Here is a 15958-nt window from a genome sequence, read left to right on the forward strand (position 1 = left end):
ATCATGCAATTGTACACCAAAATAAAATCAGTATTCACGATCCTATTTATTCTAACGGGATCCGCAGTTATAGCACAAGACATTGTGGTTCATGATCCGGTTGTGATCAAACAAAAAGACACTTATTATTTATATTGTACCGGAAACGGAATCAGTGTTTTTAGTTCAAAAGATTTAAAAAAATGGGATAAACAGCCTCAGGTTTTCAAAGAAAAACCAGTTTGGGCAGACGGTGTTGCAGTCGATTTTAAAAATCATATTTGGGCACCGGATATTTCGTTTCATAACAATATGTATTACCTGTATTATTCGGTTTCGGCTTTCGCCAAAAATACTTCGGCGATTGGCGTTGCAACCAATACGACCTTGGATCCATCTGATAAAAATTACAAATGGGTCGATCAGGGAATTGTAATTCAGTCACAGCCAAATCGTGATATGTGGAATGCCATTGACCCGAATTTAACTTTTGACGAAAACAATACACCCTGGCTGGCTTTTGGTTCTTTTTGGGAAGGATTGAAACTGGTAAAATTAAATCCGGATTTAAAATCGATTGCCCAGCCTCAGGAATGGCATACCATAGCCAAACGCAAGAGAAGTTTTGAACTGGCAGATTCTGATCCGGGAGACGGTGCACTTGAAGCTCCCTTTATTTTTAAAAAGAATGGTTATTATTACCAATTTCTTTCCTGGGATTTATGCTGTCGCGGAGAAAAAAGCACCTACAAAGTGGTGATAGGAAGATCTAAAAACATAACCGGGCCTTATGTAGATAAAGAAGGAAAATCGTTGGCAGAAGGAGGCGGAAGCATAGTAGTTCAGGGAGATGAAAATTATTTTGGAGTGGGTCACAACAGTGCCTATACTTTTGATGGTAAAGATTATATTATTTACCATGCTTACGAAAAGAAAACCAACGGAACACCAAGATTAGTAATAAAAGAAATACAATGGGATGCCGATTTATGGCCTCTTTTAAAATAAAATAATCAATTATAATTAAGAAATTATGCCTTTTTAACAAAGAAAACTATGATTCTATGTGTTAAAAAATAAAGCCAAAGATTAAAGGATTAAAACTGCTTCAATTTGCATAATCTGCGTGAGAAAAAAAATATACCTGCAAGGTTTTAAAACCTTGCAGGAGAAAAAACTGCAAAAATCAGTTGAATATGTTAAACCCGTGGCTCAAAAGACCACAAAAGATAAAACAAAACACAATTAAAATGAACTCTAAATTAATCACAAAAGCTACAATCTGCGGACTATTATTTAGCAGCATTCTGGCATCGGCACAAAAAAATAATCTTCAGGTTGATATTGCAAAAACAGTTACCAGGATTCAGCCTACGATGTACGGAGTATTTTTTGAAGATATCAATTTTGCTGCCGATGGAGGTTTATATGCAGAGATGATCAAAAACAGATCATTCGAATTTCTGTTTCCAATGATGGGATGGAATGAGCCAAACAGCGACCGTCATAAATTAAATACACAATCCGGAATTGCAAATGTGGTTCAATATTCCCAAAAAGGAACAAATCATAATTATTGCAGAGTAACTATTAATGATGCTTCCGGTTATGAGTTGATCAATGAAGGTTTCAGGGGAATGGGAATCAAGAAAGGCCTGAAATACAATTTGTCTTTAAAAGCATTAAAAATATCAGGGAATATTTCTAAAATCAAATTTCAATTCATTGATAAAGACAATAAGGTTTTAGGAGAAACGTCAATAGTACCGGCATCAAAAGACTGGTCAAATTATACAGCGCAATTAACATCATCTGAAACAGAAGCAAAAGCAAAATTAAAAATCACTTTTGAAGGAAACGGAGTGGTTGATTTAGATAATATTTCGTTGTTTCCCGAAGATACCTGGAACGGCAGAAAAAATGGATTGCGTAAAGATTTAGTACAATTATTATATGATTTAAAACCGGGATTTTTACGTTTTCCAGGAGGTTGTATTGTGGAGGGAAGAACTTTGGCAGAACGTTACCAATGGAAAAAATCAGTTGGAAATGTTGAAGACAGAGAAACTGCTGTAAACCGTTGGAATATGGAATTTTCGCATAGACCGGCACCGGATTATTTCCAAAGTTTTGGTTTAGGATTCTTTGAATATTTTCAGCTTTCAGAAGATATCGGAGCTTCTCCGCTGCCAATTTTAAGTTGTGGAATGGCTTGTCAGTTCAATACAGGCCAACTAGTTCCTATGGATCAATTAGACCCTTATGTGCAGGATGCTTTGGATTTAATTGAATTTGCAAATGGAGATTTAAATACAGCCTGGGGTAAAGTAAGAGCAGACATGGGACATCCAAAACCATTCAATTTAAAATTCATCGGAGTTGGAAATGAGCAATGGGGACCGGATTATATTGAGCGTTTTAAAGTGTTTCAAAAAGCGATTAAAACAAAATATCCGAACATCACGATTGTTTCCGGAACAGGACCATTTCCTGACGGGGATTTTTATGATTACGGTATGACCGAACTTAAAAAATTAAATGCAGAAATCGTAGATGAGCATTATTATAAAGATCCGGCCTGGTTCAGAAAAAATGCTACCCGCTATGATAATTATGACCGTAAAGGACCAAAGATTTTTGCAGGAGAATATGCTGCTCAAAGCGTGGCGATAGCAAGTCCGGACAATAAAAATAACTGGGAATGTGCTTTTTCTGAGGCTGCTTTTATGACTGGAATGGAAAGGAACGCTGAAGTAGTTCAATTGACATCTTACGCGCCATTATTGGCTCATGTTGAAGGATGGCAATGGACTCCGGACATGATATGGTTTAATAATTTGCAATCTTACGGAACGCCGAATTATTATGTTCAGAAATTATTTTCAAACAATAAAGGAACAGATTTAATCAATATTACGAAAGATGGAAAAGCAGTAACGGGTCAAAATGATTTGTTTGCATCGGCTGTAAAAGATGTGAATTCTAAAGAAGTAATTCTGAAAATTGTAAACACTGCAGGAACGGTTCAAAATGTTTCAATTGATTTAAAAGGAGCAAAATTAGATGCAAAAGGAACTGCTGTAATTTTGAAAGGAGATGGGTTAAATGATGAGAATTCTTTTGACTCTCCAACTAAAATCAGTCCTAAAGAAAGCGAATTTAAAGTAAAAGGAAACCAAATTCAATATAATTTTCCGGCTTATTCAGTTACTGTTTTGAAGATAAAGATGAAATAATCGCAACAGAATAAATGTAAAGCTAACGTTTATTTTTTGTTTTGATCTTAAACTCCTGTTTTGATGCATTATTTGTAAAAAACAGTCAACTTATTTTTATTAAGTGTTTTTTGTACACTTATAAATTAATTATTTTTATATTTGTCATTATTAAAATGAATTCGAATGAAAAATTACGTTATAGGATTAGATTACGGAACAGATTCTGTTCGTGCGGTGCTGATAGATACTGAAAATGGGCAGGAATTAGCATCAAATGTTTCTCATTATAAAAGATGGAAAAACAAGCAATATTGTGACGCATCGATCAATCAGTTTCGTCAGCATCCTTTGGATCATATTGAAGGCTTGGAAATTACGATTCAAACTATTGTAAAAGAGAGCAAAGTTGATCCGTCGCTGGTTCGGGGAATCTGTATCGATACGACCGGATCTTCTCCGGTTCCTGTAACGAAAGACGGAATTCCACTGGCTTTGACAAAAGGTTTTGAGGAAAATCCAAATGCAATGATGGTATTGTGGAAAGATCATACAGCTATAAATGAAGCAAATGAAATCAACGAATTAGCGGTAAGCTGGGGTGGTGAAAACGTAACAAAATATGTAGGCGGAATTTATTCTTCAGAATGGTTTTGGGCAAAAATCCTTCATATAGCAAGAAAAGATGAAGCAGTTCGTAATGCAGCGCATACCTGGATGGAGCACTGTGATTTAATGACGTATTTATTAATTGACAATAAAGATTTAAAAACATTCAAAAGAAGTCGCTGTGCAGCGGGACATAAAGCAATGTGGCACGAAGACTGGAACGGACTTCCTCCAGTTGAATTCTTAGAGAAATTACATCCTTATTTAGCAGCACTTCGTGGTAATTTATATGACGAAACCTATACTTCTGATTTAGTTGCCGGAAAATTAAGCAAAGAATGGGCAGATCGTTTAGGACTTACTACAGACACAGTTGTATCCGTAGGAACTTTCGACGCGCACTCCGGAGCTGTTGGAGCAAAAATCGAAGAGAATACTTTAGTTCGTGTAATGGGAACTTCTACTTGTGATATTTTAGTAGGTTCTTATGATGAAGTAGGTACAAAAACCGTTCGCGGAATCTGCGGTCAGGTTGACGGATCTGTAATCCCTGGATTTATTGGCCTTGAGGCAGGACAATCTGCTTTTGGAGATTTATTAGCCTGGTACAAAGAATTATTGATGTGGCCAACAGAGCAATTATTAGGTTCTTCTACAATTTTAAATGATACTCAAAAGGAACAATTAAGAGAAGAATTCAGTGATAAATTAATTGTAGAATTAACAAAAGAAGCTGAAAAGATTCCATTGTCTGAAAGTGTTCCAACCGCTTTAGACTGGATTAACGGGCGCAGAACTCCGGATGCGAATCAGGAAGTAAAAAGTGCTATTTCGAATTTATCTTTAGGATCAAAAGCGCCTCATATTTTTAAAGCTTTAGTAAATGCAATCTGCTTTGGATCTAAAAAAATCGTGGATCGTTTTGAAGAAGAAGGCGTAAAAATTGACAGCGTTATCGGTATCGGTGGCGTAGCCCGAAAATCTCCTTTCATCATGCAAACATTGGCCAATGTTTTGAACAAACCAATTAAAGTTGCAGCATCAGATCAGGCACCGGCTTTGGGAGCAGCAATTTATGCAGCGGTAGCTTCTGGAATTTATTCAAATGTAATTGAAGCCAGCCAAAAAATGGGAAGCCCTTTTGAAAGTGAATATATGCCACAGCTTGACAAAGTTGCTGCTTACAACAAATTACTTTTAGCATACGACCAATTAAGTGCTTTTGCAGATCCATCTATTAAAATTACAGAAAATGAGTTCTCTCTATAAAGATTTAAAACAAGAATGCTACGAAGCCAATATGCAGTTAAATGCACTGAATCTGGTGGTTTATACTTTTGGAAACGTAAGTGCAGTGGACAGAAAAAATGGTGTTTTTGCCATTAAGCCAAGTGGTGTTCCTTACGAAGATTTAAAACCTGAGGATATTGTAATCGTAGATTTTGACAACAATATTATTGAAGGAACCATGCGTCCTTCATCAGACACAAAAACGCATGCCTATTTATATAAAAACTGGCCAAACATCGGAGGCGTTGCACATACACACGCAACTTATTCAGTAGCCTGGGCACAGTCTCAGCAGGATATTCCAATTTTTGGAACCACGCATGCCGATCATTTAACAGCAGATATTCCGTGTGCACCGCCGATGGCAGATTCACTTATTGAGGGAAACTACGAACACAATACCGGAATTCAGATTTTTGATTGTTTCAAAGAAAAAAACCTTTCGTATGAAGAAGTAGAAATGGTTTTGATAGGAAACCACGGTCCGTTTGCATGGGGAAAAAACGCTGCAAAAGCTGTATACAACAGCAAGGTTTTAGAAGTGGTTGCAGAAATGGCCTATTTGACTTTACAAATAAACCCGAACGCACCAAGATTGAAAGATTCCTTAATAAAAAAACATTACAATCGTAAACACGGAAAAGATTCGTATTACGGACAATAGAATTTAGAAAAAAGAATAAAGAATAAAAATTTTCATCGGTTTCAAAACCTGAAACTAAGAGAACCTGAAACAAAAATAACAAAGAAGACATGATTGATATATCTCAAAAAGAAGTTTGGTTTGTAGTAGGAAGCCAGGAATTATATGGACCGGAAACTTTAAAACTAGTTGCTGAACATGCTGTAATTATGGCAAAAGGATTAGACGCTTCAAGTCAGATTCCGGTAAAAATTGTTTGCAAAGACACTTTAAAATCGCCTAAACAAATTTTAGATTTATGTTTAGAGGCAAACTCTGCTAAAAACTGTATCGGAATTATTGCCTGGATGCATACTTTTTCTCCGGCAAAAATGTGGATTGGCGGTTTAAGTATTCTTAAAAAACCATTATGCCATTTACATACACAATACAATGCTGAAATTCCGTGGGGAAGCATCGACATGGATTTTATGAACCTGAATCAATCAGCTCACGGAGATCGTGAATTTGGTTTTATCATGTCAAGAATGCGTAAAAAACGTAAAGTAGTTGTAGGGCATTGGGAAGATCCCCGCGTTTTAAACAAATTAGGAGTTTGGACAAGAGTAGCTTTAGGGTGGGATGAACTTCAAAACTTAAAAGTAGCCCGTATTGGAGACAATATGCGTGAAGTTGCCGTTACAGAAGGTGATAAAGTTGAAGCTCAGATTCGTTTCGGAATGTCTGTTAATGGATATGATTCTTCAGATGTGACCAAACATATTGAGAAAGTTACAGAGCAGCAATTAAATGATTTATTAGCGGTTTATGAAGCTTCTTATAGCTTAACTGATTCTTTAAAAGAAGGCGGAGCACAAAGAAGTTCTTTGGTAGAAGCTGCAAAAATTGAATTAGGTTTAAGAGCTTTCCTGGAAGAAGGAGGTTTTGGAGCTTTTACAGATACATTCGAAAATCTTGGAGTTTGGAAACAATTGCCGGGAATCGCGACACAAAGATTAATGGCTGACGGATATGGTTTTGGCGGAGAAGGTGACTGGAAAACGGCAGCAATGGTGAGAGCGTTAAAAGTAATGAATGTTGGACTTGAAGGAGGAACTTCTTTCATGGAAGATTACACCTATCATTTTACACCTCAAAAATCATATGTTTTAGGATCACACATGTTAGAAATCTGCCCATCAATTGCTGACGGAAAACCTTCTTGCGAAGTACATCCATTAGGAATTGGAGGAAAAGAAGATCCTGCTCGTTTGGTATTTAATTCACCTGCAGGACCTGCAATCAATGTTTCGTTGGTTGATATGGGTAATCGTTTTCGTTTGATTGTAAATGAAGTTGAGGCAGTTAAACCTATGGCAGAATTACCAAAATTACCGGTTGCAAGAGTTTTATGGGATTGCAAACCAAACCTGGATATCGCTGCAACAGCATGGATTCTTGCAGGCGGAGCACATCATACAGTATACAGTCAGTCCGTAACGACTGAATTTATGGAAGATTTTGCTGATATCGCCGGAATAGAATTATTGGTTATTGATGAAAAAACGACTATCAGGGATTTTAAAGATAAAATTAATGCCAACGAAGCATATTATCATATGTTTCAACACGGATTGTAAGGAATAAAAGAAGAGTCATTTCTTAAAATATTGAAAGTTTGAAAAGTAAACCTCGTTTTTTCTAAAAATTTTGGTTATATTAATTAGTTTTTTTTAATTCTTACGAGGTTTTTTCTTAACTTTCTACTCTTGATTTATAATGTAATAAAAACCAGTATATATGAATGTATTAAAACGTTGTGCTTTCGGAATTACGATAATCGGTTTGGCGTCTCTTTCCGTTCAATGTAAAAGTGATAAAAAAATGGATGTTACCTCAACTCAAGAAGCAAAAGATTCTGTAACGATTGAAAAATCGGCTTACGGAACAACTCCAAAAGGAGAAAAAATTGAAAGCTACAAACTGAAAAACCAAAATGGGATGGAAGTGGATATCATCACTTTTGGTGGAATTATCACTGATTTGAAAGTGCCAAATAAAGATGGAGTTTCTGAAAATGTCGTTACCGGATTTAATTCTCTGGAACAATATATGAAACCGAATCCGTTTTTCGGAGCTTTGATCGGACGTTTTGGAAACAGAATAGCGAAAGGTAAATTTTCATTAGACGGTAAAGAATATCAATTAGCGATCAACAATACACCAAATGCATTACACGGTGGACCGGAAGGTTTTTACAGAGCAGTTTGGAAAGCTGAAGAAGCAAAATCGGGAGAATCGGCTGTTTTGAAATTATCTTATTTAAGCAAAGATATGGAAGAAGGTTATCCGGGAAATTTACAGGTTTTTGTGACTTATACGTTAACTAAAAATAATGAACTTGAAGTTCTTTATGAAGCTAAAACAGATAAGAAAACAGTTGTAAATCTAACACAGCATTCCTATTTTAATTTATCCGGAGATTTTTCTAAAACGATTTTAGATCATGAATTGACATTAAATGCTGATAAAATAGTTCCTGTGGATGCTACCTTAATTCCAACAGGAGAATTAGAAGATGTAGCTAATACACCTTTCGATTTCAGAAAACCAAAATTAATCGGTAAAGATATTGAAGTTAAAAATGAGCAGTTAGAAAGAGGAAAAGGGTACGATCACTGCTGGGTATTGAATAATCCTGAAAAAGGAAAAACAATCATTGCAACAGTATATCATCCTGCAAGCGGAAGAGTTTTGGAAATGACGACTGACGAACCTGGAATTCAGTTTTATTCCGGAAATTTCCTTGACGGAACTTTACCAATGCGCAATGGCGGAACCTACGCTCACAGAACAGGTCTTTGTTTAGAGACACAACATTATCCGGATTCTCCTAACCAGAAAAACTTTCCTACGACAGTTTTAAATCCTGGTGAAAATTATAAAACGAAAACAACTTTTAAGTTTTCAGTAAAAAAATAAGTTAAATAAATTTTGTTAGTTTAATTTTAAAGCCTCGAAAATTGGTGATTTCGAGGCTTTGTTTTTTTAGAATATTAACCTAATTGATTTAATAAACTATTAGAAATTGAAGATGAACCGGAACAGTAGGTTAGTGGAATAGTTTTTGTCTAATAAATTGAAAAATTGTCTTTTGAAATATGGAAAATAAAATAAATCTACCAAAACCTTGTAATGAAAATTGGAATTCAATGTCACCAAATAAAAATGGTAGATTTTGTAACTCTTGCAATAAAACAGTAATTGATTTCACAAAAATGAATAATCCTGAAATTCAGCAATATTTCACTGAAAATTCAAGCAAAGAAAGAATTTGTGGGCATTTTAAATTTAATCAAATAGAAACCGAAGAAAGTATTAAATATGATAATTTAAGAAACAGATTTAGCCGAATCAAAATAAAACCAATTAAGAAAATCGCACTATTTTCATTGAGTTTAGTTTTTACTCTAACAAGTTGTATGGGGAAAGCAGTAGTAGATGGCGAACCAGCGGTAATAAGTAATGATACAATAAATGAAAGTGAAATTAATAATAAAGTTGAAAATAATGAAAAGCAGAATGATTCTATAAAAAATGAAATTATTCAGGCAAAGAAAAAAAATAAGGATTTGCCAACAAAAGGTAACTAATCAAAGCATCTTCCCAAACTTTTCTACTACAGAATTTTTAGTCAAGGTTATATTAAAAGTGTTCAATCTTATCAATAATTATGGTATTCAAACACCTCTTCAAAGCAGAAATAAATTGGACTTCCAATCAAAATTCTGCAGAATCAAATTCAAAATTCTATAGTAAAAGTCATAAAATTTTAATTGAAGGTAAACCTGTTTTGGATGTTTCGGCTGCAAAAGCTTTCAAGGGCGATCCGGAATTATACAATCCTGAAGACTTGCTTTTAAGCAGTCTGGTTTCCTGTCACATGATGTCATACCTATATGTATGCGCGCAAAACGGAATCGAAGTTGTAGCCTATTCAGACAATGCCGAAGCAACTCTCGAAGTTGCTCCAAATGGAAGCGGCCGTTTTACAGAAGTTCGCTTAAATCCAAAAGTTAAAATTGCAAATCGGGATAAAATTCAGGAAGCATTAGATCTGCATATAAAAGCAAACCAATTGTGCTTTATTGCGAACTCCTGTAATTTTCATGTTCTGCACAATGCCACTTGCGAAATGGCATAAAAAAAAGAGACTGTGTGAACAGCCTCTTTGTATATTGTAATTTTTTATTTTTTTTGATTTGGGGTTTTTTTCGAAAAGGGAAATTAATTTTTTAAGTCTTTAATCACTTTAAAAGCAACATCAACTTGTTCTTCTCCTACCAGAATTGTAAATTCGTTTGAGGTTGAAATTACTTCGTTAATAATAATTCCTTCCCACGCTAAACGCTGAAAAATGAAATAATAAATTCCCGGTACCACAATGTTTTCTTTCGGTAATTTAACAGTGATTGAAGCCAGATTGTCTAATTTCTGAATTAGTTTTTCGCGTAAAAAATGTTTTTCAACTAAATGGTTGATACTGCTGCTTACTACGATATTTGTTTCATTTACGCCACGTGATGAGGTATAAAAAATATCAGATAAAACATTAATATCAGAAATCAAATCAGCTTGTTTGTTTAAAACGGTGTCAGAAGCTGCAAACGTGTAATCGGTCAATTCAGAACGAACCGTAATTTCACCAATGTTTTTAATGACTTTGTTGATTTTGTGGTTCAGTTTAAAATCTAATTCTTCGGTTAACCTTTTTAGCGACATTACTACAGCGCCTTGTTTTACTTCTTTACCAAATTCGCTTTCTAATTCGGTCATAATGTTACGGGACAAAGAAGTCAAATTGATAATTCCCAAGGATAATGCATTTAGTAAAAATGGTTTGGTCTTGATGTAATTTTCTACAATAGAAGAAACGGTTTTCATAATCTTTTAATTGTTTTTGGTAACGTAATTGTGTTAGTTGGTTGTATGTGATGTTATAAATCTCTGCAAAGATAAATAAAAAAACAATTTGTTACAAATATAACAATAAAAAATTATGTTAAAAATGATAAAAAGCATCAGTAAGATGCTCAATAGCAAATGATTCTATGTTTTTGTGGATTGCAATGATGTCAAAACGTACTTCAAAATCTATATCCCTATCGTTTATGTAGGCATTTACTGCTTTTATTAGTAATTGAATTTTTTTTGGTTTTACAAAATCTTGTGGCAAACCAAAATCCAGATTCGAACGGGTCTTCACTTCAATAATGGCCAAAATGTTTTCTTTTTTGGCAATGATGTCAATTTCGGCTTTTTGAAAAATCCAGTTTCGGTCCAGGATTTCATAACCATTTTCTAATAAATAGCCTACAGCAAGTTCCTCTCCTTTTTTTCCCAGTTCGTTATGTTCAGCCATTTTTAGTTTTCAGTTTTCATTCTCAGTTTTCATTCTGAAGATGAGATTATTTCAAAGACACTAAATGCTAAGGTTTTGTTTTAAGCAGATTCTACAGATTTGAGCAGATTTTTTAATCCTTTTAGTCTTTCAATATTGTGATTTTAAATAAGAATCTTTGCGACTCTCCGTCTTTGCGAGATTTTATACAGTAGTGTTTTTTCTTAATTTAAGAAACGGTTATGTTATTTTTGGAAAACAACAGTACTTCCTGAAGCAGTAACTTCAATAGAAACTGTACTTCCCATAACAAGCGCACGATTGTCCTGAATGTGGCCTGCAGGAAAATTAAAAATCACTGGAATATTGTATTTTTTGGTAACATCATCCACAATTTCAAGTGCATTTTTTCCCCATGGAATCTCATTGTCCTTCATTTTGGTCATGGCCCCAATAACAATTCCTTTCAGGTTTTCGATGCATCCATTACGTTTCAGGTTCATCATCATACGATCGATGTGATATAAATATTCATCAAGGTCTTCGATAAATAAAATTTTATCCTTGCAATCGATTGCAGATTGTGATCCTAATAAACTGTACAGAATGGATAAATTTCCACCCACTAATTCACCTGTAGCTTTTCCAAAACGATTCATTTTATCCGGACCAACAGAATAAGAAAGCGGTTCGCCAAACAAACTCTTTTTTAATGAACTGATGGCGTCCGGGGTTGCTCTCGGAATACTCACCGGCATCGCACCATGAATCGATTTGTAGCCCATCGTGTTTAAATGGTTATGTAAGACAGTGACATCACTAAAACCGATAACCCATTTTGGATGTTGTCTGAATTTGGTAAAATCCAATAAATCAATCATTCGAACAGTTCCGTACCCACCACGAACACACCAAATAGCTTTGATATTAGGGTTATCCAGTTGTTTTTGAAAATCGGCGGCACGCTGTTCGTCAGTTCCGGCCAATTGGTTAAGATCAAGCCCGATTGTACTTCCAATTACGGCTTCAAGACCCCAGCTGTGCAATAAATCTAGCGTAGGTTTTAAATTATCATCGATATTTTTTCGGGCTGTGGCTAAAATGGCAACGGTATCGCCTTTTTGTAAATACGGTGGTGTTATCATATTTTGTTGTGATTGACAGGTAAAAGAGTGTAAAGCAAAAATAACAAATACGAATCGACAAAAAACAAAATATTTATTTATTGGAACTAATCGGTTGATATACATTTTCTCTTTGCTTAAAATTTATTTAAAAAAACAAAGATATAGATTTTGAAAAATAAAACTATTAGAAATTTCTGACAAATTGATTATTTTGATTAAATTCAACATTTTAAATTCTTTAAAATTATTTATGCGAATTATCATATCCGGAACCTGTTTCATTTTCTTTTTTTGTATTTCTTCTTATGCCCAATCTAAAAAATACATCATTCATACTATTGCCTTTTATAATTTCGAAAATCTTTTTGATATTAATGACGATCCTTTTACCAATGACGACGAATGGACACCAACGGGTTCTCAGCATTGGACAAAAGATAAGTATACCAAAAAACTGATTAATCTTTCCAGAGTCTTATCTGAAATAGGAATGCCGGACAATCCCAATGCCCCTACTTTTATTGGAGGTTCTGAAATTGAAAACAGGGGCGTTTTAGAAGATTTAATCAAAGAACCCAAATTACTCCGTTTTGATTATGGAATCATCCATTTCGATTCACCCGACAAACGCGGAATAGATGTGGCTTTATTATATCAGAAGAAATTTTTTAAACCTACTTCTTTTTCAAACATACCTTTATATGTATACAAAAATAAAGAGGTGACTGCAGCAGATAAAAAAGAAGAATCTATGGAAGAGGAAGTAGAGCCAGTTGCGCAAAACAATCGTGTTTTTACCCGGGACCAGCTTTTAATTACCGGTTTTTTAGAATCCGAAGAGATTCATATTATAGTCAATCACTGGCCATCACGCTCAGGCGGAGAAAAAGCTACAAGTGAATATCGGGAAGCAGCCGGAAAATTAAACCGAAAAATTATTGACTCATTACAGCAAATAAATCCAAATACAAAAGTGATTACGATGGGTGATTTAAATGATGGTCCGTATAATAAAAGTTTAAAAGTTGCTTTGGGAGCAAAAGCCAAAAAAACCGAAGTTCCGGAATTTGGTGTTTTTAACCCATTTGAAGAAATGGCAAAACGCGGAATGGGAACTTCTGCCTTTCGTGATTCCTGGGATATTTTTGATCAAATAATTATTACGGAATCGCTTATAAAACCTGATTTTTCTACCTTTAAATTCTGGAAAGCAGGAATTTTTAACAAACCCTACCTCATTCAAAACTCGGGACAATATAAAGGATATCCATTACGGCACAGCACAACCGAAGTCGGTTTCAGCGATCATTTTCCCGTTTATATTTATCTGATAAAAGAAATGAATCTATAGAGACGCACAGCAATGCGTTTCCATAATGTCAATAAATATTAAAATCAAGAATCTGAAGACGTACTTGCGTTTCGAAAGACGCACTGCTGTGCGTCTCTACAGAAAACTTTTTCTTAACTTAGCCTCTCAGAAAACTTAGTACCTAAAAAAATGGCCATAGCAAAACCTTTCAACCTGACAAAATGGATAGACGAAAACCGTCATTTATTAAAACCGCCTGTTGGAAATAAAAATTTATATGTAGATTCGGGCGATTATATCGTTATGATTGTAGCAGGTCCAAATGCCCGAAAGGATTATCACTACAACGAAACCGAAGAGCTTTTTTACCAGCTTGAAGGAAATATAAAAGTAGTGATTCAGGAAGATGGCGAACGCAAGGAAATGATTCTGAATGCCGGTGATATGTACCTGCATCCTGCAAAAGTTCCGCATTCTCCCGTTCGTTCTGAAGGTTCAATTGGTTTGGTTATCGAGCGAAAACGTGCCGGATTGGGTTATACTGATGGTTTGCTTTGGCATTGTGACAACTGCAACCATAAATTATACGAAGTATATTTTGAACTGCATAATATCGAAAAAGATTTCCTGCCTCATTTCGAACATTTCTACAATTCAGAAGAATTAAGAACCTGCGATAATTGCGGAACCATTATGGAATCTGACCCGAGGTTTGTTGCTAAAAAATAATTTTCAAAGATTTATAAATAAAAAACCGATAGACTTTTATTAGTTTATCGGTTTTTTTTAGGAGCTATTTCCCGCTATATATTTCAAACGAAGTTCACTGAACTCCGATTAAAATAAAAATTAAGTGAAGTAATCGGGGCTAGTATGTTTTCAAAAGTGTATTTATTCTTTCATATTATTACTTCTTCACACTCCCAATAATCCCTTTCAAAAAACCATTAAAATCAAAGACAGGATCTTCCTTCAGTCCCATTCTCACAATTACCATATCCAATGACGGAATAATTGCAACCATTTGTCCCTGATAACCGTTACAATAAAACATGTCGCGAGGGGCATCCGGGAATTTCCCTCCGGCATTAAGCCAGAATTGCGCTCCATATTTTCCTTCAGAAGTATTAGTAGGAGTTGCAGTGTATTTTACCCAGCTTTCATCGAGAATTTGTTCACCGTTCCAATTGCCTTTATTCAAATACAATAATCCAAATTTTGACCAGTCGCGAGGTGTTGCCCATGCGTATGATGAACCTACAAAAGTTCCGGACATATCCTGTTCGACAATCATCGAGTTCATTCCGATTTTATCAATTACGGCGCTGTACCAAAAATCAAGATATTCTTGTTGGGTTTTAAATTGTCTCTTCAAGATTAATGACAATAAGTTTGTGGTTCCGGAAGAGTAATTCCAATGTGTGTTGGGTTTAAACTGAGCAGGTTTGTCCAGTTGGACTTTCCCCATATCTTCTGCCAGAAAAAGCATTTTGGTAGCATCACAAATAGTGTTGTAATTTTCTTCCCATTCCAAACCTGAATTCATATGCAGCAAATCGTTTATGGTAATGTTTTTGCGTTCGTCATTTTGCCACTCTGCAACAGGAGCAGGTTTGTAAATATCTATTTTTCCTTGTTTCGCAAGAACTCCAAAAGCTGAACTGGTAATACTTTTTGTCATTGACCAGCCTAAAATTTTGCTGTCTTTGGTAAAACCAGTATCGTATTTTTCGGTCAGTAATTTATTTTTATACAAAACCACAACAGCACGTGTTCTTTTTAATTTTCCACCTGATTTGTCAAAAGCATTATCAATTGCTTTTTTCAATTTCAAATAATCAATATTTGCAAAAACGGTGTCTTTCGGTTCATTATTGCCGTAAGGGAAAGGTAAATTATTAATTAATGGAGTTCGTTTTGGAATTAAATAAGGCTTCGAAATATCATAATCATCATTAATTAAAGTCACTCCCAAACCTTCACGATAAATCGCTTTTCGTTCTTTCAATCCATAAACATTTGAAGTCGCAAATTTTCCGGCTTCGTCAATTGTATTGGTTGCCAGATCGATCATATCAATATCGTTGTCGGTTTTTTCGATTAACTCTTTTGAACGATTATCCAAAAAATGACCTGAAGCAATACTTTTGGCTGAAAAACCTGAAATTAAATCCAGCTTTGGATAGGTGGTGAACCCAAAATAAAAAATAATGATAACTAAAACAAGTGCAAGTAATTTGAGAATTTTTTTCATAATTCGATACAGCTATTTTTTATGCAATATAAATAATTTAAGGCCACAATTTTAATACCTAATTTAGAATTTCAATTCGGTAAAATTCATAAATTCAGAATAAAATTTACAAATTCAATATTCGAGATGTGATTTGATAGTGCTATAAA

Annotated in this window: 14 protein-coding genes; 10 read left to right on the top strand and 4 right to left on the bottom strand. The window is 34.8% G+C overall.

Translation table 11 applies throughout. The features are described 5' to 3' along the window. Nucleotides 1-3: 3 nt before the first annotated feature. From ACEN92_RS15235 to ACEN92_RS15270, 8 genes are all read left to right on the top strand, one after another. Nucleotides 4-987 carry an arabinan endo-1,5-alpha-L-arabinosidase gene (locus ACEN92_RS15235; RefSeq protein ID WP_495639203.1) on the top strand — a complete coding sequence of 328 codons (984 nt, stop codon included), beginning with the start codon at nucleotides 4-6 and terminating at the stop codon, nucleotides 985-987. 242 nt (nucleotides 988-1229) lie between these two features. Beyond that, a complete protein-coding gene (locus ACEN92_RS15240; RefSeq protein ID WP_495639204.1) occupies nucleotides 1230-3215 on the top strand; it encodes an alpha-L-arabinofuranosidase family protein in 1986 nt (661 codons plus the stop codon). A 165-nt stretch (nucleotides 3216-3380) separates the two neighbouring features. Then, nucleotides 3381-5072, top strand: coding sequence for a ribulokinase (locus tag ACEN92_RS15245; RefSeq protein WP_495639205.1), 1692 nt, complete (start codon nucleotides 3381-3383; stop codon nucleotides 5070-5072). After that, the gene (locus ACEN92_RS15250; RefSeq protein ID WP_495639206.1) at nucleotides 5056-5757 is read left to right on the top strand and encodes an L-ribulose-5-phosphate 4-epimerase; all 702 of its coding nucleotides are present in this window, start codon (nucleotides 5056-5058) and stop codon (nucleotides 5755-5757) included. Before ACEN92_RS15245 ends, ACEN92_RS15250 begins: the two co-directional genes overlap by 17 nt. A gap of 89 nt (nucleotides 5758-5846) precedes the next feature. Beyond that, nucleotides 5847-7355 (top strand): L-arabinose isomerase, encoded by a 1509-nt coding sequence (araA, locus tag ACEN92_RS15255; protein WP_495639207.1) that lies wholly within the window; start codon nucleotides 5847-5849, stop codon nucleotides 7353-7355. 160 nt (nucleotides 7356-7515) lie between these two features. After that, a complete protein-coding gene (locus tag ACEN92_RS15260; RefSeq protein WP_495639208.1) occupies nucleotides 7516-8697 on the top strand; it encodes an aldose epimerase family protein in 1182 nt (393 codons plus the stop codon). A gap of 179 nt (nucleotides 8698-8876) precedes the next feature. Next, complete coding sequence (locus ACEN92_RS15265) at nucleotides 8877-9368, top strand: hypothetical protein (RefSeq protein ID WP_495639209.1); 492 nt, start codon at nucleotides 8877-8879, stop codon at nucleotides 9366-9368. 80 nt (nucleotides 9369-9448) lie between these two features. Continuing rightward, nucleotides 9449-9919, top strand: coding sequence for an OsmC family protein (locus ACEN92_RS15270; protein ID WP_495639210.1), 471 nt, complete (start codon nucleotides 9449-9451; stop codon nucleotides 9917-9919). Between the two features lie 83 nt (nucleotides 9920-10002). Here ACEN92_RS15270 and ACEN92_RS15275 read toward each other — a convergent pair whose 3' ends face one another. The 3 genes from ACEN92_RS15275 to ACEN92_RS15285 all read right to left on the bottom strand — a co-directional run bounded on the left by ACEN92_RS15275 (nucleotide 10003) and on the right by ACEN92_RS15285 (nucleotide 12261). Continuing rightward, entirely contained in the window at nucleotides 10003-10659 is a 657-nt protein-coding gene (locus ACEN92_RS15275; protein ID WP_007808595.1) for a hypothetical protein, read from the bottom strand. Nucleotides 10660-10777: 118 nt separating this feature from the next. Further along, a complete protein-coding gene (locus tag ACEN92_RS15280) occupies nucleotides 10778-11137 on the bottom strand; it encodes a YraN family protein (RefSeq protein ID WP_495639211.1) in 360 nt (119 codons plus the stop codon). Between the two features lie 224 nt (nucleotides 11138-11361). Further along, complete coding sequence (locus ACEN92_RS15285) at nucleotides 11362-12261, bottom strand: S66 peptidase family protein (RefSeq protein ID WP_495639212.1); 900 nt, start codon at nucleotides 12259-12261, stop codon at nucleotides 11362-11364. A 232-nt stretch (nucleotides 12262-12493) separates the two neighbouring features. Here ACEN92_RS15285 and ACEN92_RS15290 point away from each other — a divergent pair, with 232 nt between their 5' ends. Both ACEN92_RS15290 and ACEN92_RS15295 read left to right on the top strand, forming a co-directional pair. After that, nucleotides 12494-13594, top strand: a complete 1101-nt coding sequence (locus tag ACEN92_RS15290) for an endonuclease/exonuclease/phosphatase family protein (protein ID WP_495639213.1) — start codon at nucleotides 12494-12496, stop codon at nucleotides 13592-13594. A gap of 150 nt (nucleotides 13595-13744) precedes the next feature. Then, entirely contained in the window at nucleotides 13745-14284 is a 540-nt protein-coding gene (locus ACEN92_RS15295) for a 3-hydroxyanthranilate 3,4-dioxygenase (protein WP_495639214.1), read from the top strand. 178 nt (nucleotides 14285-14462) lie between these two features. Here the strand turns inward: ACEN92_RS15295 and ACEN92_RS15300 are convergent, their stop codons facing one another. Continuing rightward, the gene (locus ACEN92_RS15300; protein ID WP_495639215.1) at nucleotides 14463-15809 is read right to left on the bottom strand and encodes a serine hydrolase domain-containing protein; all 1347 of its coding nucleotides are present in this window, start codon (nucleotides 15807-15809) and stop codon (nucleotides 14463-14465) included. Nucleotides 15810-15958 lie beyond the last annotated feature (149 nt).

This window comes from Flavobacterium sp. Flavsp81 (genome assembly GCF_059491325.1).

Coding starts and splice junctions, on each gene's coding strand:
- ACEN92_RS15270 (WP_495639210.1), top strand. CDS start 9,449: ATGGTATTCAAACACCTCTTCAAAGCAGAAATAAATTGGACTTCCAAT.
- ACEN92_RS15265 (WP_495639209.1), top strand. CDS start 8,877: ATGGAAAATAAAATAAATCTACCAAAACCTTGTAATGAAAATTGGAAT.
- ACEN92_RS15245 (WP_495639205.1), top strand. CDS start 3,381: ATGAAAAATTACGTTATAGGATTAGATTACGGAACAGATTCTGTTCGT.
- ACEN92_RS15240 (WP_495639204.1), top strand. CDS start 1,230: ATGAACTCTAAATTAATCACAAAAGCTACAATCTGCGGACTATTATTT.
- ACEN92_RS15280 (WP_495639211.1), bottom strand. CDS start 11,137: ATGGCTGAACATAACGAACTGGGAAAAAAAGGAGAGGAACTTGCTGTA.
- araA (WP_495639207.1), top strand. CDS start 5,847: ATGATTGATATATCTCAAAAAGAAGTTTGGTTTGTAGTAGGAAGCCAG.
- ACEN92_RS15260 (WP_495639208.1), top strand. CDS start 7,516: ATGAATGTATTAAAACGTTGTGCTTTCGGAATTACGATAATCGGTTTG.
- ACEN92_RS15235 (WP_495639203.1), top strand. CDS start 4: ATGCAATTGTACACCAAAATAAAATCAGTATTCACGATCCTATTTATT.
- ACEN92_RS15300 (WP_495639215.1), bottom strand. CDS start 15,809: ATGAAAAAAATTCTCAAATTACTTGCACTTGTTTTAGTTATCATTATT.
- ACEN92_RS15290 (WP_495639213.1), top strand. CDS start 12,494: ATGCGAATTATCATATCCGGAACCTGTTTCATTTTCTTTTTTTGTATT.
- ACEN92_RS15285 (WP_495639212.1), bottom strand. CDS start 12,261: ATGATAACACCACCGTATTTACAAAAAGGCGATACCGTTGCCATTTTA.
- ACEN92_RS15295 (WP_495639214.1), top strand. CDS start 13,745: ATGGCCATAGCAAAACCTTTCAACCTGACAAAATGGATAGACGAAAAC.
- ACEN92_RS15250 (WP_495639206.1), top strand. CDS start 5,056: ATGAGTTCTCTCTATAAAGATTTAAAACAAGAATGCTACGAAGCCAAT.
- ACEN92_RS15275 (WP_007808595.1), bottom strand. CDS start 10,659: ATGAAAACCGTTTCTTCTATTGTAGAAAATTACATCAAGACCAAACCA.